The sequence below is a fragment of the Acinetobacter sp. KH_038 genome (assembly GCF_057839405.1).
Window position 1 is genome coordinate 1024869 of sequence record NZ_CM174489.1, and the last position, 22649, is coordinate 1047517.

Below are 22649 nucleotides of genomic sequence, written 5' to 3' on the forward strand. Positions count from 1 at the left end.
AAAAAGTGATATTGCTGCGCATATCAAAATAGAGATTAAAAATATCTTCTCCCTCGGGGATGGAAAGCACTGCTTAGCAATAGGTTAAAGGAAGATATAAGGTCTCTTCCTGAAGCGTATATGCCATAACTTTCATGCATAGAGAGGGAATTGCCTTTTTAGGCATTATAAAAATGATTTATTCAAAATATGCAAAAACTGGAGTGATCCAGATCATGGAAAATATATTTAAAAAAACTGCAAAACTGCGTAAACAGATATTAAATCTGTAATAGAGTTCTTTCATAAATCATTTTTTAATCATTAAAAAGAAATTCCCTCTCCTTGTAGGAGAGGGCTAGGGAGAGGTTATTTCTAAGAATTACCCTCATCCTAACCTTCTCCCAGAGGGAGAAGGAACTTCCAAACTTCATTAAATATGAATGTAACGATCATTTTTTGATTTATGAAAGATATCTAATGAGTTTAGTTTAATTAATTTGAAATTCTATAAAAATTATATATTTATTTCTTTAAGGATTAATCTTGAAACAGGGTAATCTGTCGAGATTAACAAACCAGCAATATCATAATTTATTTTGGAAAAATGACAATTTAAATCTTGTATAAGTCTTCTTTTAGAAGTGTAAATAAGGCTTGTAGCTTTAAAAATTCTTGTTATATTGAACTCATGGTAGGTCGTAAAACCAATAAGACGCTACCGATAAGTTGGACGGATCAATGACAGTTAGTTGAGTTTGATGTTTATCACCAGACAATAAATCTAGCACTAGCCATCCAACACAGAGCTCGCAGCAATGCGAGCTTTTTTAATGCCGGTCATAAAATTTTATCAGACTCCTCCTTAGTATGGCCTGTTTTGATTGAGCCATATAAAAAAGTTTACATTGCCAAATTCGCTAACATCTTGACGCTAAACAAATGATTTAAGTGTGGTATAAAAAAATGGAAATTAAATAAAGGAGGAGAGAAAAATGTCAAAAATAATTGATATAAAAGTCAAAGACCAATTTAGCAAGATCGTTGAGGCGAAAGCTTTATTACGTTCTTTTGCCGAACAGACTCAGCATGATGCAATGGATTTGGTAAAGAAAATCGAACATATTGTGGTGGATGGCGAAACAATTTTGCCGAGTATTGAGCTGTTATTTGAAAGTCGGAAATCTCCAATTATTTATAAAGTAGTGGAATAACTGGATCAGTAAGTTATAGAAAGGTGAAAAAATTGAGCCCATTTATTCAAAACTACAGCGGTAGCAAATAAAAAACTCACCTGCTTGGTGAGTTTTTTATGTATGCAGCAATAGCTTCGAGCCTGATTTAGGCATATACCGGCTAAGTTGATTTAAGTTACAAGACTTATAGTTTCAATTGATCGCGAGAATTTGTCTGGTCTTGATAAAAAATTTATTGGTGTGAGCAACAGTCTAGATCTGCTTGAACTGTACATCTACATCATATTTTTTAAACTCTTGCAGAATCTGCTCCAAGATTTGCTGAGCTGTCCTGTGTTCAGCACTTAAGGAAATTTCCTGACCAGTTAAACTGTCAAAACATTCAATGGCCTGAATAAGCCAATGATGTTCGATGGGGCTTTTTTGAATCAATACACGGCGTGGTTGTAAGCTGTCACTGAGCTGACGCGGAAGTACATAACTAATCGCCAGTTGCACGAGTTCCAGTTCTTCGACTGGACTTAAAAAGGTGATCACCCAATTACCGACTTTACTCAGCTGCATGGGATTATCAAAAGCATCGAACTCTAAATAGTGTGACATATACATGATCTAGGCAGATTTTAATGGTCACTATATGGCGGGATTGTGAGTATTTTTCTATCCCGCTTAAGTCTTATATTTTGGGCTTTAAACTTATAAAAATAATAAATATTATATAAAATCAGTTGTCTATATTAAAAAAATAAAACAACTTGATTGTTAAATTTACTGATTTAAGAGCTTAAAAGACTAAGAGCTTCTTATTCATGCGCTTCATTTTGCTGTAATTGTGCCAAAGAAAAATTGATTTGTTGCAGAATATGGTTTAAGTCTTGTGGCGCGAGCCGACTTTCCTGCAATGAGGTAATCCATTGCATTTGGCACAGTTTTAAACTGCGCAGATCCTGTACCTGTAAAATATGCTGAATTTGTTGCCTAGCCATCAATCCACAATATTTTTGCAGGGTGTCCATCATCAGGTATTTGAGGTCTTCAAAAGATAAGGCCTGGCGTTCAGACCGGTTAATAAACTGAGAGTCTGGAGGCGTTTCAGCAGATGAGTTTTCTTGTGGCTCTGCAATTGGCGCTGATAGGCTAAGATCCGGGGTTATGGACGGGGTCGCCAGAAATGCGTTTAAGGGACGGCGAATTTCGGAATGTGCCAAATCAATTTTGGTATCGGCTTGCGCAATTAAATTAAGCTCACAAAGCTGCTCTAACAGCTCGGCGGGAGCCAGTTGCTGCTTTAAGCCATCATTTAACAAGTCAAAATCTTTGCTGCCAATCAGCACCAGCAAGCGGCGCTGCCGTGCAGTCAGTGGGATGGAACGATCCTGTAACACCTCAATCCCACGTTGAGTTTTATAAAATTGCATCATAGCTGAAATAGGGGGTTCACCAAATTCAGCTAGAGCATAGTGCGGAAAAATTACATTAATATGAAGCATTTATTAAAGTACAAATGTGGAGTTCGATAAAAACTATAATGTTGTTATCGCATTATTTTCCAGTGCTTTACGCAAATAAGGATCCAGTTCATCCTGGCGTAATAGCCATTGCACATAGTCTGCAGGCAGTTCTGCAATTGCGGTGCCGCGATGTTTGCCAAAATTGATCGTGCGCGGAATTCGGGCATCTTCAGAAGCTTCAAATAGCTCCTGCATAGTGTTGATTTTTAAATGATGCACGATATGCATCAGAATATTGGCGGTTAAAATAATATCCATGTCAGCACGATGCGCTTTACGGATCATTTCACGCGCTCGCTCACTGCCTTTGGTGATCATATAGATCAGTGCAGAAATGTTATGGGCTTCTGCATCTGGCCAGACCCGGCGAGCTAAAGCCAGTGTGCAAATAGCTTTGATCTTCGAGGTATCCACCCCGCATTTTTCGATGGCACGCAGGTCATAATCGATATTATGGCCAATCATATAAACTGTTTCATCGGGCAGGCGAAAGGTGCTGTAATGCGGCTGACCTTCCAGATCAGATTCCAGAATATGATGCACTGCCATGGCAGCAAAAGAAATCGCTTCATCACATGAGTAAAGCTGATCAAACAGGCGGCTTTTATCCAGGCTGATTTTATGGTCTACAATGTCTACAGGTGCATAGGCAATTTCAATGGGCTGACCATTCAGGGTGTGGGTTTCGGTATCAAGAATAATGGCCTGCATATCGGAAATGTGCCTGAAAAGAGAGGAGAGTAAAATCTAACATTATTATTTTGCTAGTGACAATTGAATTGCTCTATTTCGGTATTGATTGCAGGCTTTTTAGCTTATAGCAGATACTTTTTATGATGACTGGTAAATAAATGTTTTTACTAAATACTGGAATCATTTCTGAGACTTAAATTTATTGCTTTAAGATTGGTTCAAACTCACTTGATTTTGACTGAAAAATAACTCAATAAGTGCTTGCCATTATTTAAATAAATTGGGAAATTAATCATTGTTTTATCGTCTGGTAAAGATAAAACCATAAGACTCACAAGAGATAATAATTAAGACAAGGATAAGATCAATGAAACGTCATGTATTGACTGGTACGCTGCTCGCTTTAAGCGTGGCTTTAACTGCTTGTAATGATAGCGATAATGATCGTTTTTATGAGTCCAAACCCGCTCTCCCTGTAAATAATATAGACAATCCGGTGGTGGCAACCCCGGTGGCCTATACTGAAACGGATTTCGCCGGGATCGCTGACGAAAGTGTGATCATGACTTATAAGATGTTAGGGATTAATGGTAAAGAAACACAAGCGACTGCATTGGTGTTCACCCCTGAGGGAACACCTCCAGCACAGGGATGGCCGATCGTCGCATGGGCTCATGGCACGACTGGCGTTGCTGACCAATGTGCACCAAGTCGAAATGCACTGAATCCTTTTATCAGGAATATGATTGCTGGATTTCTTCAAGCGGGATATGTGGTCGTTGCACCCGATTATGAAGGTTTAGGTGAACCTGGTGGAAAAGAGCTCCATCCTTTCCTGAATCTCAAGAGTGAAGCCTATTCGATTACCGATGCCGTTGTCGCTGCAAAAGATTATTTAGGGACAGATGCATCTAGTCAATGGATGGCCGTTGGGCATTCCCAAGGGGGGCAGGCAGCTTTAGGTGCTGCACAATATGCAGCACGGGCTGCTCAAATGACTTATAAGGGGACAGTGGCTCTAGCCCCTGCTTCTAATTTTAGCCTGATTTTATCAGGTGGCGAGGCGCAAGCTGGACAAGAAACCGATCTGGGTAAAAAGATTGAAACTTTGGCGTCTTTAGATACGTTCACGGCATTGATTACTGCCGGTTTACGTAATCCAAACCCAAATCTGCAATATAGCCAGATTTTTAAAACACCGACTGACCAGATCGCCAAGAATGCGGAAACTGATTGCTATGATGTACTGGGTAATAAATTTGGTGCTGCAATGGGACAGTATGCTCAAAATAACGGAAATTTAGAAGGATACCCGCGTACCCAGCCCAACTTCATGAGTATTCCGGTGGTGAAAAACTTCTTGGATAAAGATTCTCAGCCTTTACAGGTCAAAGTGTCTACGCCAGTGATTATTTATCAGGGTTCTGCAGATCGCACCGTGCCAAAAGCAGCAACAGATGTTTTGGTCGCACTCGCCAATCAGAAACAAACTTCAGTACGCTATATTACAGATGAGTCAAATGCCACTAAATGGGATCATGGTAGTGTCTATGCACTCAATATTCCTAATATTATTTCAGATGTAAAATCTCTAATGCCAATTCAATAACTTATTTTTATCTAAATGGCTCATGTTTTTTTAGACATGGGTCATTTTTATTGCAAACTGCAGAAAGTTCATGATCGAAAATTCAAAACTTCATGCTACAATACGCGCCAATCTTAGCACGGCTTAAAAGCCCTAAATCAATAGGACCTCGCTAATGTTTGCCAATATCTCTATCGCTGAATTTGATCCAGAATTAGCTCAAGCAATCTCGAATGAAGATGCTCGACAAGAAGCTCATATTGAGCTAATCGCTTCTGAAAACTACTGCTCACCAGCAGTAATGGAAGCTCAGGGTTCAAAACTCACCAACAAATATGCGGAAGGCTACCCAGGTAAACGCTACTATGGCGGTTGCGAATATGTAGACGTGATTGAACAATTGGCAATTGACCGTGCTAAAGAACTCTTTGGTGCTGATTATGCTAACGTTCAGCCACATGCGGGTTCACAAGCAAACTCAGCAGTTTACTTGGCGCTGCTTAACCCGGGCGATACAGTTCTGGGTATGAGCCTTGCTCACGGTGGTCACTTGACACACGGTGCCAAAGTAAGCTTCTCTGGTAAAACATATAATGCGATTCAGTACGGCTTAAACCCTGAAACTGGCGAGATCGACTACGAAGAAGTTGAACGTTTAGCGGTAGAACACAAGCCACGCATGATCGTTGCTGGTTTCTCTGCATACAGCCAAATCGTAGACTGGCAGCGTTTCCGTGACATCGCGGACAAAGTAGGCGCTTACCTGTTTGTTGATATGGCTCACGTTGCTGGTCTGGTTGCTGCGGGTGTTTACCCAAGCCCGGTAAAAATTGCTGACGTAACCACTACCACCACGCATAAAACACTTCGTGGCCCACGTTCTGGTTTAATCCTTGCGAAAGCAAACGAAGAAATCGAGAAAAAATTACAGTCTGCTGTATTCCCGGGCAACCAGGGTGGTCCTTTGGTTCACGCGATTGCAGCGAAAGCCATCTGTTTTAAAGAAGCAATGGCACCTGAATACAAAGCTTACCAGCAACAAGTTGTGGTGAACGCGAAAGCTATGGCTGAAGTATTAATGGCGCGTGGCTATGACGTGGTTTCTGGCGGTACTGAAAACCACCTGTTCTTGTTGTCTTTGATCAAACAGGACATCACAGGTAAAGAAGCTGATGCCTGGTTAGGTGCTGCTCACATTACTGTGAACAAAAACTCTGTACCAAACGACCCACGCTCTCCGTTTGTGACTTCAGGTATCCGTATTGGTACACCTGCGGTAACGACTCGTGGCTTCGGTGAAGCAGAAGTACGTGATCTTGCTGGCTGGATCGCTGACATTCTGGACGCGAAAGGCGATGAAGCGGTTATCAATGCGGTAAAAGCGAAGGTTGAAACTGTATGTGCTAAATTCCCAGTTTATGCATAATCGGTTTTAATCGGAAAGGAGCTCCCAACCGGGAGCTTTTTTTATAGCTGTTAAAACGCCGAAACCACCAAGGCAGATGTGCTGGAGTGTCATCTAAGCTGGGCATATCTATGCAGAACGATGATTCAAACTTAAGATTTTATGGTCAATGTGCATCTAGTAAAAAGGTGAGTGCTTAATAAAATCATATTGAGTTTTTCTGAATCTGGCTTAAAGTCTTTTATAAAGCAATTTTATTTTTAAACTTTTAAAAGCACTGATGTATTTACTGTCGGCTGTTTAAAACCATCTACAAATAGTATGCTCAGAAATCTGAAAATTTAAAAAATTTATCTATTTGGTTAAGTTAACGTATAGATGAAAAATTTTAGGTAAATGATAAATCACTACAAGTTACTGGCGAGATCACTGCGGCAAATAACATCATTTTCTTTTGATTTGAACGTGGTATTTATAGGAATCATTCAGGTATGGCTAAAGTCTATATCTCGAGATCCTGTTGGCTGTTGATTAATTAATTTTTCACTTATGAATTTAACAAAGGTAATCAGGATGAATAAACCCAATATTATTTTATCTGAGCAAGACTTGCATCGTCTGGAAACCATGCTGGAAAATCAAAGCAAGCTAAGTGAAACCATGATTCGTCTGGAAGATGAGCTGGCACGTGCGGAAATCGTGGAACCTGCGAAAATCGCAAGCAATATCGTTACCATGCATTCGCGTATTTTACTGACCATTGCGCCGTCCCCAGAGCCGGTAGAAGTGACGCTGGTTTACCCACATGAGTTCAAGGGTGATAAAGGTCAGGTGAATGTGGTTGCCCCGATTGGCGCAGCCATTCTGGGCTTAGCCGAAGGTCAAACCATTGAATGGCCGCAACCAGATGGCCACACCATGAAAGTGACCATTGAGAAAGTGCTTTATCAGCCGGAGAGTGCAGGGGATTATCTCTAACATTTCTTTAAAGCATTCTTGAAAGCCATAGCAATACGTCATGCCAGTCAGTTAGTAAATTGACTGGCATTTTCTTTTTAAATTCATGATTATATTTGATAGAAGCAAAAGTCATCTGCAACTATGTGAGACAGGACTACATTAAAAAATGATTGTTTCTGCGATAAATTTGCTAAGTTGATAGGAGTTGACGATTTTTGCCGATGATAAATGCCTTTGGGTCTATTTCTAAGCGCCTTAACTGACTGGCATTAATGGCAATATGGCTTTTTTTTATAGGGCAATGATGAGTAAGTGCTTTGTAGCGATATATCGCGAATTGAATCAGACTGCGTTCTGGATCTAAATATTAACTACTTGACCAGATTAAGCCGGAAGGGCAGTAAAACTTATCAGGAAATTTTGCCTGTATTGCAAAAATCATAATGAAAATAAATATAAAACATGGATTTAGTTAAAGTGATGTAACGAATTTCAGGATAAATATACACAACGCTGCCGGTTTTTTTGCTACATTCGAGGATATTCAAGATCTCTTCATCTAATCTCTCTAGAAGGATACAGCCTCCGCCATGTCGCGATTTGAAGCCTTACCTGCCTTGACTGACATGTCTTTTGATCGTGAAGAAATACTGGCGATCAAGCGTAATGAACTTGTGCCTGTCCTGAGTCATCAGTATGGACTGAATCATTATGCGGATTCTTTGATTCAGGCACAGTCAGTCCTGCTCAATGGCGTCGATCCACATTTAACCCAGCAGTTGAGTCAGACCATTGAACACTTGATTCAGGCCTTGGCAGAGTCTAAAAAATATCTGAAAAAACGCAAATTTAATGCGTTACAGAAATGGCTGGGTATCGATCTGGATTATGGCTCAAGTCAGGTGGAATACTATCAACGACTGGATCGTTTGCTCGATCAGGCCGATCATTTAAGCCGTAAGTTGCAGATTGAAATACAGAAATCTCAGGCCCGGTTTCAGCAGCTGGTCGGTTTACGTGAACAGATGGCCAAGCATATTGTCGCAGCTGAAGAGTTTTTATCAGAATATCCGCTATTTATCAAAAACCAGCATCCACTGGATAATTTTTCCGAGCGACTTTCCAAGAAAATCAATACATTGCGTACCTTGCAAAGCAGTAATGACATTGCCATTACCCAGATGCAGCTTTCACAGCAACTGTCCTTTAGCTTGCTGGATCGCTTTAAGGAAGCACAGCAGGTGTTGATTCCGGCTTGGCAATATCATGTCAAACAAAGCCAGGCCAGACACTCGACAAGTGATCTGGAAAAACTTGATAATAGCCGTGAAAGTCTGATTAAAACGTTAAAAAAATCCCTCGAGAAACCCTCGAAAACATAACAATATAAGGTGAACCATGACCAAGTCTGATTTAGTAAATTTACCTGTTGAAAGCTCGAATGAACTGGTCGAACAAAAATTTCAGCAAATGAACCTGAAAGAACTGGGCTTGCAACCTGCAGACTTTCAGGAAGTGCTGGCTGCACGTAATGAGTTGCAGGACATGAGTCATAACAGTGTGGCTGAATATGGTAAAAATATTGCGACCAAAACCTCGACCTATACCGATGAACTCCTCAATCTGGTTCAAAACCGAGATCTGGATGCCACAGGACAGAAACTGAATCAGGTGGTGCAGGTCGCCCAGCAACTCAATACCAGCAGCATATTGAACCAGAAAAAAAGTTCAGGTTTTTTTGGCAATATCATCAGTAAATTCAAAGGTGCAAAAGGCAACTTTGATGCACATTTCAATAGCACCAAAGAGCAGCTGGATGTACTGGTCAAAGAAATTGAAACCTCGCAATCCGGTTTAAAAGCGCGAGTGGATACCTTGGATAAAATGTTCGACGGGGTACAGGATGAATATAAACAGTTAGGCATACATATTGCTGCTGGCCGTTTACGCGAGCAGGAACTGCAACAGGAAATTTCCGCGCTAACTGCCTTGCCGCAAGATCAGAGCACAACACAAAAAATTTATGACCTGAATCATCTGGCCAACAATCTGGAAAAACGTGTCAGTGATTTACAGGTATTGCAACAGTCGGCCATGCAAACCTTGCCGATGATCCGGATTATCCAGTCCAATAACCTGATGCTGGTCGACAAGTTTTATGCGATTAAAAACATTACTTTGCCGGCATGGAAAAACCAGATCAGTCTGGCGATTTCATTGAGCGAACAGAAGAATAGTGTACAGCTGGCCAATACCATTGATGATGCCACCAATGAGCTGCTGCGCCGCAATGCAGACCTGTTGCATCAGAACTCGGTGGATACCGCAAAAGCCAACCAGCGTTCAGTGATTGATATCGAAACGCTTGAACATGTGCAAAACACCCTCATTAAAACTGTAAATGATGTGATTCAGATTCAGAAAGAAGGTGTACAAAAACGTACAGAAGCCACCGTGCGTTTAAACGCTTTGCAGGATAATCTGAATCACTTGGTGATTGAATCAAGTACGAGCGGATCAAAACCCAACTAAAAATTGTGGTTGAAAATCTGAAAGGAGTAAAGATTGCCTCCCCTAGATGAATATGCGGTATCTCCTGGTGAGATCAAGCAAGGCGTGGTCGCGCTCAAGAAACGTCAACGCAATTTGATGTTATTGGGCATCACCAGTTCTACAGTATTGATTGCCTCCATCATTGGTCTGTTTTTTCAACAGGAACTGGTCTATGGCTTTTTTGGTCTGAGTACTGAAGTGCAGCAGTTACATTTGCCGGTCAGTGTAGATGCTACCTTGGCCAGTATTGGCGATAGCCCGGATTATTTTTTTAGTTTGCTGAGCTGGTTTGGCTGGCTGATTATTAAAATTTTTGCTGCTTTTATTGGTGCATTTTTTATTATTGGCATATTAAAAAAGCTGCGCTTCTTTTATGTGCGTTTTCAGTCTTTTGTATTGAAATTTGTGGCCTGGCTAATTGCTTTTATCCTGATCTGGTCGGGATTGACTTATTGGCAACATGACCTAAGCAATGATCGGGATGACGCTTATCAGCGGGTGGTGTATTACGAAAGCAATATCAATGATAGTGAAATTGCCCGCTACCTGGCCGATTCAGAAATTGCTGCACCGGTGAAGTCTTATTTGCTGGCGCAAACCGCACTATTGCATAAACCTCAAGATTTATCTGCGGCAAAACCCTATGTCTTGAATCTGGTGGAAGCTGAAAAACAGGATGCAAAATTTGAGCAATATGGCTTTAAGCCGGAACAAATCTGGACCATGCAACAACAGGTTTATGGTCAAGCCATGACACCAGTTGCCAAGAGTGTCAATACGCAGGTACAACAGGCGGATCAGTTAAGTCAGGTCACCAATCTGGTGATTATTGGTATTGCGATTTTATCGGCATTTCTGAGTTTGATTCTATTTTTGTTGGCCAATTCAATCAAAGGCCGATCCTTGCGTATCGAGCAACGGATTCATTAATGATCAGAATTGCCCCTAAATAGGGGCAATTTTCACTTGAAACTTGTATATGATTTTTAAGTGAGTCTAGGCAATTTATTGGGCAGAGCCTAAACCTAGATAAAAATGGCGATACATCTATTAATCAGATTGATAATCTATAAAATCGATCAATAGTATAAAAACAAACTGTTTTAACTATTTTAATCTATGCATTACTATAGCTTCATCGAATAAACATTTACTCCTCTGGAGACGTTAGCAATGTTAGACCAAAATACTTCAGCTCAATTAAAAACACTTCTGGAACGCCTTGAAGGCCCAATCGAACTGGTTGCAACCTTAAACGATTCTGACAAATCTGCAAAAATCAAAGAACTGGTTGAGGAAATCGCAGCATTATCCGATCTGGTCACTGCACGTTTTGATGGCAAAAACCAACGTGCCCCAAGCTTCGGTATTGCCAAAGCAGGTGAAGAACCACGCGTCTACTTCGCAGGCCTGCCAATGGGTCACGAGTTCACCTCACTGATTCTGGCCTTGCTGCAAACCTCTGGTTATGCACCAAAAGTATCAGATGAAGTTCTGGAGTCGATTAAAGGCCTAGGCGTGCAATCAAACTTTGATGTATTCGTATCCTTGAGCTGTCATAACTGTCCGGATGTGGTTCAGGCATTAAACCTGATCGCAATCTACAACCCGGGTACGACAGCCACCATGATTGATGGGGCCTTCTTCCAGGATGAAGTGGAAGAACGCAAAATCATGGCCGTACCGATGGTATTCCAGGACAATGAACATATCGGTCAAGGCCGTATGACGCTGGAAGAAATCGTAGCGAAACTGGATACCAACTCTGCTGCCAAAGATGCGGAAAAGCTCAATGCCAAAGAAGCCTTTGATGTACTGGTGATTGGTGGTGGCCCTGCGGGGAATACTTCTGCGATCTATGCAGCGCGTAAAGGTATCCGTACAGGGATCGTGGCTGAACGCATGGGCGGTCAGGTCATGGATACCATGGACATTGAAAACTTCACCTCAGTGCAAAAGACCCAGGGTCCGAAGTTTGCAGCCGAGATGGAAGCACATGTACGTGAATATGGTGTGGACATCATGAACCTGCAACGTGTCTCTGACATCAAAGGTGCAGATGAAACAGCCAATGGTCTGGTTGAAGTCACTTTAGAAAATGGCGCCAAACTTGAATCAAAAACCGTGATCCTGTCGACCGGTGCGCGCTGGAGAGAGATGAATGTTCCGGGTGAGCAGGAATACAAAACCCGTGGTGTTGCCTACTGCCCACACTGTGATGGTCCACTGTTTAAAGGCAAACGTGTTGCGGTAATTGGTGGGGGTAACTCCGGTGTTGAAGCAGCGATTGATCTGGCAGGTATTGTAGAGCATGTCACTCTGGTGGAGTTTGATACCAAGTTACGTGCCGATCAGGTACTGCAAGACAAATTGAACAGCTTGCCGAATACCACAGTGATCAAAAATGCCTTGTCGACTGAAGTGGTCGGTGACGGTGCACAGGTGACGGCGCTGAAATACAAAGACCGTGCTACAGATGAAGAGCATACCGTTGAACTGGCAGGTATCTTTGTACAGATCGGCTTGTTGCCAAACACCGATTTCCTGAAAGAAACGCCAGTTGCACTGAGCAACCGTGGTGAGATTATGATTAATGATCGCAATGAAACCAATGTCAAAGGTGTATTTGCGGCGGGTGACTGTACCACAGTGCCATACAAGCAGATCATCATTGCCACCGGTGAAGGCGCAAAAGCATCACTGTCTGCCTTTGATTATATCATCCGTTCAGGTCAGTAAAAAAATAGCATCCAGGTTCCCCAAAACCTGGATGCTCTATTCCGATTATCTTTGTTATACCTTTTTATAGGAACTCCGGACGCTAACACCAGAGTTCCTTTTTTTGTTTTTATCCTTGTTTTTCTTCTTTATAGATCAGCCAGAAGCCTCCCCAAATGCTTCTGGCTGTTTCTTTCCTCTGTACTGTTTTTGTTTTGATTCTTCTTATTCAGCCTTCCCCAAGGTTATTTTTACTCACTGCAATATTTGTTCCAATATCGCATTCACAGTTCAAGACTGGAATAAATTCAAAGCTTTAAATTTTTCCATCAATTGGTTCTTTGTTTCCCGGTGTTGCGGATGTGGAATAATGCACTCAATTGGACAGACATCCACACAGGTCTGATGCTCATAGAAACCGACACATTCTGTACAGCGATTGATATCAATTTCATAGATTTTTGCGCCCTCATAAATCGCATCATTGGGACATTCGGGCAAACACATATCACAATTGATGCATTTGTCAGTAATCAGCAATGCCATGTTTAACTCGCCTGATAAGCCAGTGAAGATGCCGAAATATCTGCGGTTGATGTGGGCAGGTTGCGAATCAGTAGGGCATAGGTCATATCGACATCTGCCGGAACCGGAATTTCGACAATGTGACCTGAGCCTTTGGCATCTTCAATCAGGTTACCTTTTTTATCTTTCATTTCAGTTAAAGTGAAGCTGATATTGCCTTGAGTAGTCATCAGTTCCAGTGAATCACCCACGACAAAGCGGTTTTTCACATCAATTTTGATGTAATCCGCATTGCGTTCCAGTACTTCGCCACAGAACTGCTGATGATCGAAACTGGATGAACCATTTTCATAGTTCTGATATTCACTATGTACATGCCGGCGCAAAAAACCTTCGGTATAACCGCGATTTGCCAGACCTTCTAGTTGCGTCATTAAAGATGGATCAAAAGATTTTCCTGCAAGTGCATCATCAATCGCTTTACGATAAATCTGGGCGGTACGGGCACAATAGAAATAGGATTTGGTCCGACCTTCAATCTTGAGCGAATGCACCCCAACCTTGATCAAGCGCTCAACATGCTGTACCGCACGCAGGTCTTTGGAATTCATAAAATAAGTGCCGTGTTCATCTTCTTCGGCAGCAAACATATCTTCATCATTGCGTTGCAATAATACCGGTTCATCAAATTGATGCTGTGCTTGCATATGCTGCTCATCCGCTTTGTGAGAACAGCAGCCAGAATCAAGATTTTTTAGCGGAATGACATCACCGGTTTCATCTTCCTGGGCTTCCAAAACTTTATATTCCCAGCGACAGGCGTTGGTACATGCACCCTGGTTGGCATCACGCTTGTTCATGTAGCCAGATAGCATGCAACGGCCAGAATAGGCCATACACAGCGCACCATGTACAAAGACTTCAATCTCCATGTCCGGCACTTGCTGCTTAATTTCGGCAATTTCTTCAATAGACAGTTCACGTGACAGAATCACACGCGTCAGCCCCATGTTTTTCCAGAATTTTACCGTCGCCCAGTTCACGGCATTGGCCTGAACCGACAGGTGAATATCCATCTGTGGAAAATGCTCACGCACCATCATGATCAGACCCGGATCGGACATGATCAGGGCATCGGGTTGCATCGCGACCACCGGTTCCAGGTCACGAATAAAATTTTTCAGTTTGGAATTATGCGGCTGGATATTGACCACGACATAGAATTTTTTACCCAGATCATGGGCTTCCTGAATGCCAATTGCCAGATTGTCATGATCAAACTCATTGTTACGAACGCGCAAACTATAACGCGGCTGACCTGCATAGACTGCATCTGCACCATAAGCGAAAGCATAGCGCATATTTTTCAGTGAACCGGCAGGAGAGAGAAGTTCAGTAACGGTCGTGATGCTCATGATCAAATCGAAAGACATATAAAAAGTACGGCTTTATTTTAGTCATCTAAAATTTGGATTCAACCTAGTAAATCACTCGGAAATAAGCTGTTTGGACGAAAATGAATGTTTTATTTTGAGTAAAATATAGTAATAAGAATGGCTCAATATTCAATGAGTTTCGGTCTGCTCGAGTGTTTTTAAAATCTGGCAATGATCAATGGTGGTCGGAATATTGCAACTTTGACGAAGTGTACTGAGCTGTTGTTGAAACAACTGTAATTCCTTAATTTTTCTGCATATATCTTCTAAGTGCCGGTCAATCAGCTGATTCACTGCACTACATTTCTGCTGCGGATTCTGTTCAAGTTCAATCAGGGTTTCAATCTCTTTTAAGGACATATCCAAGGCACGACAACGCTTGATAAAAAGCAGCCTTTTCAGTGCGTCCTCAGCATAATAACGATAGCGATTACTTGCTCGAAAATTCGGCTGTATCAGGCCTTTCTTCTCATAGAACCGAATAGTATCCGTGCTTAAAGCGGTCTTTTTCGCCAGTTCTGAAATTAAATAGGTGGACATCATGACCTCATGCTTGACCTTGGAGTTACTCCATAGTTTCTAATAACTTTAACTTATTTTTGCATAAAAGTATGGACGATAAACATGGCCTGTAGCTGTAGTCATCAACCTGCTCCATCCAAGCCCGACAGTAAATTCAGAACGGCGTTATGGATTGCCTTAGTGGTGAACCTGACCTTGTTTGTGGTGGAACTGGTTGGCGGAGCTTATGCACATTCATCGGCCTTGTGGGCAGATGCACTGGATTTTTTTGGTGATGCCGTCAATTATGGGATTTCCCTGGCGGTTATCGGCGCAAGCCTGTATTGGCGCGCAACAGTGGCTTTGCTCAAAGGGCTGACCATGGCCTTGTTTGGTCTGGTGGTCATGGGCAAAGTCATCTATACCTATCTACAGGGCATTCCTCCGCAAGCATTAACCATGGGCTTGATTGGTGTGCTGGCATTGCTGGCAAATGTCTTTACAGCAGTTATTCTCTATGCCTTTCGCGAAGGTGATTCCAATATGAAGTCAGTCTGGCTGTGTAGCCGAAATGATGCGATTGGAAATGCGGCAGTGATTCTGGCAGCAGTCGGAGTTTTTGGTACAGGCAGTCTTTGGCCAGATATGATCGTTGCAATGATTATGGCAGGGCTGGGATTGACGGCAGGATATCAGATTGTGAAACAGGCCCGGGCTGAACGAGGATTAGAGCATAAGTCGACTTAACAGATAAATTTTTTAGAAAGTAAAGCTGCCGAAAGGTGGCTTTTTTTATGAGTTCCAGGGTTAAAATACATGAAAAATAAAGCTTTACAAATCCACTAAATTTAGAAAGAATCATCCGCGAAATTTATAGAATAGCTATATAACTGAACGCTTTAATTTTTATTGTTTTTGAGGGGGAACAATGAACTTCATCAAACTATTTTCACTTTCGGCTCTGGTGCTAATGAGCGGTTGTAGCTCTATGGTCATCACTTATGATGCAACAGGTCAGCTGATTGGATCATGCAAAGCAACACGCGGTCTGCTTTCGCTTGCCAGTGCGCATTGTGGTGGTTCAGGCAATGCGCTTGGCGTGAATTACAATACGGTAGATGCCAAGACCGGGTTATTGCCAGTACTGCCAAGTCAAAATCAAATTAATTTAAAACCGTAAATAATAGAGGGGAATATCATGAAATTATCAGCAGTTATTGCACTGGCACTGGTATTGACAGGCTGCGCATCGACAGTAACCACATTTGACTCACATGGTCGTATGATCGGTTCATGTAAGGCAGAGAGTGGTTTTATCATTGGTGGTGGCGCAGGCTGTTCTGGTTCTGCCAATCAGGAAGGCCGTGATCGTTAATTTTTAACTCCGATCCAAATAAAAAACCGAAGCCTAAAGCTTCGGTTTTTTGACTCTGAATCTTTAGATCAGATCTTATTTTTCAACGAATGCACGTTCAATCACATAATCACCCAGAACACCCATTTTCGGTGATTCTTTCAGACCATGCTGGTCAAGCAGCGCAGCTACATCGTCCAGGAATGCCGGGCTACCACATAGCATGGCACGGTCAGTTTCTGGGTTGAAACGTGGCAGACCGATTTTTTCAAACAGCTCACCGGTTTCAATCGCAGTCGTTACACGGCCCTGATTCGGATATTCTTCACGGGTTACAGTCGGGTAGTAGACTAATTTTTCTTTGGCACCCAGTTCCGAGAAAAACTCGTGATTTGGTACTTCATTCAGAATCAAATCTTGATAAGCCAGTTCAGAGATAAAACGGGTACCATGAACCACAATGATTTTTTCAAAACGTTCGTAAGTTTCAGGATCACGAATCGTTGCCAGGAATGGCGCCAGACCTGTACCAGAAGACAGCAGATACAGATTTTTACCTGGATTCAGGTCATCGAGTACCAATGTACCTGTCGGTTTTTTAGAAACCAAGATTTCATCGCCGACTTTTACTTTCTGTAAAATCGAAGTCAGTGGACCATCAGGCACTTTAATTGAGAAAAACTCTAACTCTTCTTCGTAGTTGGCGCTTGCAATTGAATATGCGCGCATTAACGGCTTGCCATTGACTTCAAGGCCGATCATTACAAACTGACCGTTTTTAAAACGCAAAGCAGTGTCGCGAGTCGTTTTAAAAGAGAATAAAGTATCATTCCAGTGGTGGACGTGAGTAATCTTTTCGACGTTAAAAGCAGCCATTAAAGGTCTCAATAAATTATCAAATTAGAACAGCTTGCTATTCTAAACTAAATCCATTCTCTATAAACTGAATATATTTAATTGAGCTTATCAAAAAAAGTGATGATGAATGAACTCACACTGCCGATAATTGGTTATATGCATTCTCCCTACCAAGAAAAATTCGGCATTCCTCGTCAGCCCAATCTGGTTCAGGTTGAAAGCTATATTGAAATGGTCGGTCCCTATAATGACCTGTTGGCATTTGAAGGAATTGAGGCCTTTAGTCATCTCTGGTTGATCTGGCAATTTCATGAAAATAAACATCAGGATACGAATAAATTCCGTCCTCAGGTACGTCCACCACGTTTAGGCGGTAACCAGAAGGTCGGTGTATTTGCCACCCGAAGCATGTATCGCCCGTCGCCCATAGGTCTCTCCGTGGTGCAACTTAAAGAAGTTAAAAAGGTTGGCAAGAACGTACGGGTTTATCTGAATGGAAGTGATTTGCTGGATGGAACGCCGATTGTAGATATCAAGCCTTATATTCAGTATTCAGATGCCGTAATTGATGCACAGAGTGCTTATGCGCAGGATGAGCCTGATCGTAAGAGCGTCATCTGGACAGAACAGGCAGAGCAGCAGAAACAACAGTTACTGTTAAATGGGAAAATTTCTGTACAGCTTGTTCAGGAACTTGAACAGGTTTTGTCTTTAGATCCAAGACCGGCTTATCAGGAAGATCAGGAACGGATTTATGGGATGAAATTTGCGGATTTAGATGTGAAGTTTAAAGTTAATCTGAACTATGTCCAGATCATTGAGGTTTAAAATTTTTGGGGGAAATATTCCCCCAAAAAATTGATCTAGATGAATTACATTACACTGTATTTATCAATCTCTTTACTTGCAGTGGAGTTGAAAACAGTACATTCTTTTTGTAATGATTGAATATATAACTCTCTTTCTAAAATTTCCTCTGCATCCGTAATTTTATCAGACTTAAGTTCTTTTAAAATTTGTGTTTCAAGTTCAATTTCTCTATTTAAAGAGTAATAGGTGCCTGCTTTATTGTACTCACCCATGCGATATTTATTATCAACTTGTACAAGAGCACTAATATATTCATTTGGGTAAATTGAATTCGAGATGAAAGCCTTATAACCGCCTAAGTTTATAGTTTTATATCCCTCAGAGAATATGTCTTGGAAACTATCATAAGTGTCATATGAATTTTTATACATCAGAATGAAGTCTTTACTCGAAGATAAACTTAATCCTCTTAAGCATTTTGAGCCACTTGGAAATGTCTTGCCTTTAAGTTTTGAAAGGTAACGGGTTCCGAAATCACCATAATTATTCAGCTTAGGTTCGGAAGAGACTAGATACAGATGAGTATCTATATATTCACTCAATGGTTTACCGGATAAATCGACTAAATCATATTTTTCAGTTAATTGAAGGCCTGTATGTCCAATTTTAGAGGATGGAATATAAGTTTTCTCAGTCACCGAGTTTTTCAGAAGTGATCCAATTTTGTAGCCTAATTCGGGATCTTTATTTAACTCTAATTCGTACAGACCTTCATTGGTTAAGTAATCCCCAAAAATATATAATTCACTTATATCAAGATTTTCCATATCTTTTCGGTTGCTTAAATAGTCTACACGGACATACTGCGTATCACCTTTACTTGTAAAAGTGATTTTGTCGAATAAATAATCGGAGCCAGTAAAATATGAAGGAGAATAGGCAGACCATTCAGAATCATTTGTTGTAGTATTTCCAGTTCCAGTTCCAGTTCCAGTTCCAGTTCCAGTTCCAGTTCCAGTTCCAGTTCCAGTTCCAGTTCCAGTTCCAGTGCCAGTGCCAGTTCCAGTGCCAGTTCCAGTTCCAAAATTTGAATCAGAAGAAGATGAGCCCCCACCACAAGCACTTAGCATTAATGCACTAAAAATTGCGAGTGATAAATTCTTAAATTTCATAAAAAGTCCCTATAAAAATTATAGTAATAAAATTGTTTTTTAAAAGTAAAGCGGACTGATTATAATCAGTAAACACCAAAATTAAACTTGCAAAATATATAAAAATTAAATATTTAAATATACTTAATAATCAAAAAACCATCCACCACAACAGACCAATCAACACTGTCATATGCAGAATCTGTACTGGAACAAAGTACAGGGCAAATTTAAAGCCACCGGTTATCGCGGCATTGACTGATTTGGCTAAAGCATGAGCACCCAGCCCCAAGAGTAGGGCATAAATCAGGCGGGTATTGGACGGATCGCCTTGAATGACCACACTGGCCATAGCTGCATGAATCTCGAACAAAGAAGCAAGTAAAGTCCCGGCCAGCAAGCCAGCATTTCCAAGCCAAAGTTCAAGACCGTATACTCCAGCCTGAATCAGGGTCAGTGTAACCGCAATAATGACGGCCTCTTTAAGGCTAAATATCTGACTATCTTGTTCCTTTTCAGGTTGTTCAGGTGACCTGGCTTTGCGTAACAGCAGAAATGCACAGGCCGCCAATAGCACCATCGCAACCAAAGAGGGGGCAATCAGAATTTTAAGCCAGTTCCATGAAACGCCTCCCACGACAATAAAGAGCAATACCAAGGTCGAAATACAGGACATAAGGGCTGCACCAGCATTGGATTTGGCATCGACTTCACCTTTACGTACCTGTAGACCCAAATGGGCAATAGTCGCGGTACTCGAGACAAAGCCCGAAGCAAGGGAAGAAAGCATGAGGGCATTTTTAGTGGAAAGAAGCCGCTTGGCCACGTGAGCAAGTGCCTGTACCACCAGAATTAAAGTCAGTAGTCTCAAGATCAGGTGCGGATTGAGGACTTCTCCCCATAAAGGCGTATCAGGTGTCAGGGGCAGACCGATCAGAATCAGTGCCAGTAATAACAGTCCATCTCTAAATTCTGCTTCAGTGATCCATTGCCCGGCAAGATGATGCATGGAATGTTTGGCCATTAGAATAATCGTCAATATGACCGCGAGCCCGGCAGCCAGCGGAATGTTCCACAGGCAGATTGCCCCAATGAAATATGTCATGATGAACGCCAGTTCTGTGGTAATTCCAGGATCTTCAGGCTGATTTCGGATCGAAAAAATCACCATTCCCCCAATAATTAGCGCACCGGCAAGCCCAATACCCATACCGAATAAAAAGCACAGCGTTCCCAATAAGGCGCAAATGGCAAAAGAGCGTAATCCGGCAAAACTGGGTTGCTGTTCACGTTGTTTATGACGTTCTCGTTCCAGACCAATTAACAAACCACAGCCCAGAGCCGCTGTCAGAATGGCCAGAAGGTCCTGAAAAGAGCTACTGCTATTAAAGGGCACCACGCTAAAATCCAAGTTTCACCTCAGTCACCAAACAAAACATGCTGATTGAAATATAGGCGATTCCTTCAGGTAGCAGCAAGCCGGAAATACAGCGAGGAGTGAATAAAGCTCGGGAAGTGTTGTTGTTTTTACATCCATTCGGTAAAAGTCACCGGCAGGAGCAACTGGGGAATGCGAAAAAATCACAAAAACTTGCTATAGTGAAGGCAGGTTTGGGGACTGATAATAATGAAATTTGATTTTGAAATTGATACGGCCTGGTGTTTAGACCAACTGTTTAAAGATGGCAAAATAAGTGAACGTGACCGCATGCTGATACAGACCACGCATCGGCAACGTGACCAGTTAAAATGGCATCCCTTACAATGGATTGCCAACTTCAATCTCATTGATCAATCCCATCCTCAAACCACCTTGACCTTGAACCGCTTGTGTCAGTGGCTCGCCGAAAAGACCGGATTTATGTTCTATATCATTGATCCTTTAAAAGCGGATGTGCAGGCATTGACTCAGGTCATGTCACAGGAATATGCGCTACGTAACCATATTCTCGCTGTGGAGATTCAGGCCGACAAGGTGCTAATTGCCACCGATCAGCCTTATAAGACCGAATGGATCTCGAATCTTGAGCAGAATATTTCCCCAAGAAAAATCCAGCGGGTGTTGCTGAATCCGGAACAGTTACAACGTTATATCGTGGAATATTATCAGGTCAGCCGGGCAGTCAGTGGCTCACAAAAATCTTCGGCCTATGACCGGGAAAACAAAGGCGTTGAAGCCTTGCTGCAACTGGGCGATTCACAAAATCCGGATGCCAATGACCAGCATATTGTCAAGCTGGTGGACTGGGTGCTGCAATTTGCCTTTGAGCAGGGTGCCAGTGATATTCATATGGAGCCACGTAAAGGCACCGGCAAGATTCGCTTTCGAATCGATGGGGTGTTGCATACTATCTACAACATGCCAGCCAATACCTTGACTGCGGTGATTTCCCGGATCAAGATTCTGGGCCGGATGAATGTTGCAGAAAAGCGCAAGCCACAGGATGGCCGTCTGAAAACCCGAACACCAAAAGGGCAGGAAACCGAACTGCGTCTGTCGACCTTGCCGACCGCATTTGGCGAAAAACTGGTGATGCGTATTTTTGATCCGGAAGTCCTGGTCAGAAGCTTTCAGCAACTCGGTTTTGAAGGGCATCTGCTCAATGACTGGAATACGCTGACCAGTCATAGTCACGGCATTATTCTGGTCACCGGGCCAACCGGTTCCGGTAAAACCACCACCCTGTATTCGACCTTGAAGCAGCTGGCCACCGAACAGGTCAATGTCTGTACCATTGAAGATCCGATCGAGATGCTGGAACCGAGTTTTAACCAGATGCAGGTTAATAATGGCATTGAGCTGGGCTTCGCCGATGGCGTGCGCGCGCTGATGCGTCAGGATCCGGACATTATCATGGTCGGTGAGATTCGTGATCAGGACACTGCCAATATGGCGATCCAGGCGGCACTGACCGGCCATCTGGTGTTATCTACCTTACATACCAATGATGCGCCGTCGAGTCTGACCCGTTTGCATGATCTGGGCGTACAACCGTTTTTGACTGCAGCCACTATTCTTGGGGTATTGGCTCAGCGTCTGGTGCGTAAACTGTGTCCGCATTGCAAGCAGGAAAGCTTCCTGAATGAACAGGAATGGCAGCATCTGGCGGCAGATTATCCACTACCACGTCCGGAATTTGTCTTTAAAGCAGTAGGCTGCGAGGAATGCCGTCACACCGGTTATAAAGGTCGTGTCGGCATTTATGAATTTATGCCCCTGAGTCTGGAAACCAAGCAGTTGATTGGGGCCGATGCCAATCTGAACCAGTTACGCCAGCAGGCCAAAAAAGAGGGGGTAGAACCGCTGCGTATTGCCGGCGCACGTAAAGTCATGGAAGGAATGACCACACTGGAAGAAGTCTTGAGAGTGGTTCCCTTAAATTAATTTTTGAAAATGAGGGTTTCTTAAGA

At 42.3% G+C, this 22649-nt stretch carries 22 protein-coding genes; 13 read left to right on the forward strand and 9 right to left on the reverse strand.

The features are described 5' to 3' along the window. Positions 1-974 precede the first annotated feature (974 nt). Entirely contained in the window at positions 975-1193 is a 219-nt protein-coding gene (locus AC3IT7_RS04790; protein WP_475654968.1) for a hypothetical protein, read from the forward strand. A gap of 234 nt (positions 1194-1427) precedes the next feature. Here AC3IT7_RS04790 and AC3IT7_RS04795 read toward each other — a convergent pair whose 3' ends face one another. The 3 genes from AC3IT7_RS04795 to AC3IT7_RS04805 all read right to left on the reverse strand — a co-directional run bounded on the left by AC3IT7_RS04795 (position 1428) and on the right by AC3IT7_RS04805 (position 3397). Then, positions 1428-1778 (reverse strand): hypothetical protein, encoded by a 351-nt coding sequence (locus AC3IT7_RS04795; protein WP_489249579.1) that lies wholly within the window; start codon positions 1776-1778, stop codon positions 1428-1430. Between the two features lie 200 nt (positions 1779-1978). Then, the gene (locus AC3IT7_RS04800) at positions 1979-2596 is read right to left on the reverse strand and encodes a hypothetical protein (RefSeq protein WP_489249580.1); all 618 of its coding nucleotides are present in this window, start codon (positions 2594-2596) and stop codon (positions 1979-1981) included. 102 nt (positions 2597-2698) lie between these two features. After that, positions 2699-3397 carry a 3'-5' exonuclease gene (locus AC3IT7_RS04805; RefSeq protein ID WP_475654971.1) on the reverse strand — a complete coding sequence of 233 codons (699 nt, stop codon included), beginning with the start codon at positions 3395-3397 and terminating at the stop codon, positions 2699-2701. A 349-nt stretch (positions 3398-3746) separates the two neighbouring features. Here AC3IT7_RS04805 and AC3IT7_RS04810 point away from each other — a divergent pair, with 349 nt between their 5' ends. The 7 genes from AC3IT7_RS04810 to ahpF all read left to right on the forward strand — a co-directional run bounded on the left by AC3IT7_RS04810 (position 3747) and on the right by ahpF (position 12624). Continuing rightward, positions 3747-4988 (forward strand): alpha/beta hydrolase family protein, encoded by a 1242-nt coding sequence (locus AC3IT7_RS04810; protein ID WP_489249581.1) that lies wholly within the window; start codon positions 3747-3749, stop codon positions 4986-4988. Between the two features lie 154 nt (positions 4989-5142). Then, positions 5143-6393, forward strand: a complete 1251-nt coding sequence (gene glyA, locus AC3IT7_RS04815; RefSeq protein ID WP_475654973.1) for a serine hydroxymethyltransferase — start codon at positions 5143-5145, stop codon at positions 6391-6393. Between the two features lie 552 nt (positions 6394-6945). Then, on the forward strand, positions 6946-7350 hold the full coding sequence (rnk, locus tag AC3IT7_RS04820; protein WP_475654974.1) for a nucleoside diphosphate kinase regulator: 405 nt from the start codon (positions 6946-6948) through the stop codon (positions 7348-7350). Between the two features lie 572 nt (positions 7351-7922). Then, complete coding sequence (locus tag AC3IT7_RS04825; RefSeq protein WP_489249582.1) at positions 7923-8714, forward strand: tellurium resistance protein; 792 nt, start codon at positions 7923-7925, stop codon at positions 8712-8714. Between the two features lie 16 nt (positions 8715-8730). Next, positions 8731-9864 carry a toxic anion resistance protein gene (locus AC3IT7_RS04830; protein ID WP_489249583.1) on the forward strand — a complete coding sequence of 378 codons (1134 nt, stop codon included), beginning with the start codon at positions 8731-8733 and terminating at the stop codon, positions 9862-9864. 33 nt (positions 9865-9897) lie between these two features. Continuing rightward, entirely contained in the window at positions 9898-10815 is a 918-nt protein-coding gene (locus AC3IT7_RS04835) for a hypothetical protein (RefSeq protein WP_489249584.1), read from the forward strand. A 243-nt stretch (positions 10816-11058) separates the two neighbouring features. Beyond that, positions 11059-12624 carry an alkyl hydroperoxide reductase subunit F gene (ahpF, locus tag AC3IT7_RS04840; RefSeq protein WP_218209175.1) on the forward strand — a complete coding sequence of 522 codons (1566 nt, stop codon included), beginning with the start codon at positions 11059-11061 and terminating at the stop codon, positions 12622-12624. Positions 12625-12894: 270 nt separating this feature from the next. On the opposite strand, the gene AC3IT7_RS04845 is transcribed toward ahpF, so the two are convergent. The 3 genes from AC3IT7_RS04845 to AC3IT7_RS04855 form a co-directional block, all read right to left on the reverse strand. Continuing rightward, on the reverse strand, positions 12895-13149 hold the full coding sequence (locus tag AC3IT7_RS04845; RefSeq protein ID WP_218209174.1) for a YfhL family 4Fe-4S dicluster ferredoxin: 255 nt from the start codon (positions 13147-13149) through the stop codon (positions 12895-12897). Positions 13150-13151: 2 nt separating this feature from the next. Then, complete coding sequence (gene trhP, locus AC3IT7_RS04850) at positions 13152-14543, reverse strand: prephenate-dependent tRNA uridine(34) hydroxylase TrhP (protein WP_489249585.1); 1392 nt, start codon at positions 14541-14543, stop codon at positions 13152-13154. 150 nt (positions 14544-14693) lie between these two features. Continuing rightward, on the reverse strand, positions 14694-15104 hold the full coding sequence (locus AC3IT7_RS04855; RefSeq protein WP_489249586.1) for a Cd(II)/Pb(II)-responsive transcriptional regulator: 411 nt from the start codon (positions 15102-15104) through the stop codon (positions 14694-14696). Positions 15105-15188: 84 nt separating this feature from the next. On the opposite strand from AC3IT7_RS04855, the gene AC3IT7_RS04860 reads away from it, so the two are divergent. The 3 genes from AC3IT7_RS04860 (at position 15189) to AC3IT7_RS04870 (ending at position 16440) form a co-directional block, all read left to right on the forward strand. Next, positions 15189-15812 (forward strand): cation efflux transmembrane domain-containing protein, encoded by a 624-nt coding sequence (locus AC3IT7_RS04860; protein WP_489249587.1) that lies wholly within the window; start codon positions 15189-15191, stop codon positions 15810-15812. A gap of 181 nt (positions 15813-15993) precedes the next feature. After that, a complete protein-coding gene (locus AC3IT7_RS04865) occupies positions 15994-16245 on the forward strand; it encodes a hypothetical protein (RefSeq protein WP_489249588.1) in 252 nt (83 codons plus the stop codon). 18 nt (positions 16246-16263) lie between these two features. After that, positions 16264-16440, forward strand: a complete 177-nt coding sequence (locus AC3IT7_RS04870) for a hypothetical protein (RefSeq protein ID WP_489249589.1) — start codon at positions 16264-16266, stop codon at positions 16438-16440. 75 nt (positions 16441-16515) lie between these two features. Here the strand turns inward: AC3IT7_RS04870 and AC3IT7_RS04875 are convergent, their stop codons facing one another. Next, positions 16516-17295 carry a ferredoxin--NADP reductase gene (locus AC3IT7_RS04875; RefSeq protein WP_005170205.1) on the reverse strand — a complete coding sequence of 260 codons (780 nt, stop codon included), beginning with the start codon at positions 17293-17295 and terminating at the stop codon, positions 16516-16518. Positions 17296-17400: 105 nt separating this feature from the next. Here AC3IT7_RS04875 and tsaA point away from each other — a divergent pair, with 105 nt between their 5' ends. Further along, positions 17401-18105, forward strand: a complete 705-nt coding sequence (gene tsaA / locus AC3IT7_RS04880; RefSeq protein WP_489249590.1) for a tRNA (N6-threonylcarbamoyladenosine(37)-N6)-methyltransferase TrmO — start codon at positions 17401-17403, stop codon at positions 18103-18105. Between the two features lie 44 nt (positions 18106-18149). On the opposite strand, the gene AC3IT7_RS04885 is transcribed toward tsaA, so the two are convergent. Beyond that, a complete protein-coding gene (locus AC3IT7_RS04885; protein WP_489249591.1) occupies positions 18150-19259 on the reverse strand; it encodes a hypothetical protein in 1110 nt (369 codons plus the stop codon). A gap of 130 nt (positions 19260-19389) precedes the next feature. Beyond that, positions 19390-20649 carry an MgtC/SapB family protein gene (locus AC3IT7_RS04890; RefSeq protein WP_489249592.1) on the reverse strand — a complete coding sequence of 420 codons (1260 nt, stop codon included), beginning with the start codon at positions 20647-20649 and terminating at the stop codon, positions 19390-19392. 216 nt (positions 20650-20865) lie between these two features. On the opposite strand from AC3IT7_RS04890, the gene tfpB reads away from it, so the two are divergent. After that, positions 20866-22623: a type IV pilus assembly ATPase TfpB gene (tfpB, locus tag AC3IT7_RS04895; protein ID WP_489249593.1), complete on the forward strand. Its 1758-nt coding sequence runs from the start codon at positions 20866-20868 to the stop codon at positions 22621-22623. Positions 22624-22649 lie beyond the last annotated feature (26 nt).